Raw genomic sequence first — 399 nt, 5'->3', positions numbered from 1 at the left:
CGCGTTCGCGGACCGCTTCAGCTTGCGGGAGACCTTCGCCGCGCGGATCCGCGAGCCCATCACCCGACCCTCGGGGTCAGGCACCGAGGCCAGCACGCTGTGCAGGATCTCGGCCGCCATGGCGACCTCCATCGACATCATCACGCCCGCCGCCCGCAGCGTGTTGCAGTAGTTGCGCACCTGGGCAGGGGAGTTGAACTCCGGCGGCGGCAGCAAGGACTGTCCACCCCCGCCGTGGCGCCCGTTTCCGCGGTTGACGTTGATGTTGATCGACGGCATGAAGGAGCCGCCCATCGCGCCGACGAAACCGCCGGCCGCGGCCCCGGCGTTCGCGAACTTGTTGCCCTTGGCGCCCGGAGCAGCGCCGTTACGCGTCGGGGTAGCCATCAGCCCGTCTCC

1 protein-coding gene is annotated in these 399 nt (G+C 70.2%); it reads right to left on the bottom strand.

Annotated elements, in window-relative coordinates; all coding sequences use genetic code 11:
* A partial coding sequence (gene traA, locus STRAU_RS37380) for a plasmid transfer protein TraA (RefSeq protein WP_037664531.1) occupies positions 1–387 on the bottom strand: 387 nt, incomplete at its 3' end.
* Positions 388–399: the final 12 nt, after the last annotated feature.

Source organism: Streptomyces aurantiacus JA 4570 (assembly GCF_000414115.1).
Lineage (GTDB): Bacteria > Actinomycetota > Actinomycetes > Streptomycetales > Streptomycetaceae > Streptomyces > Streptomyces aurantiacus_A.
Note: the sequence above shows the minus strand (reverse complement) of the source record. Positions and strands in the feature narration are given on the sequence as shown.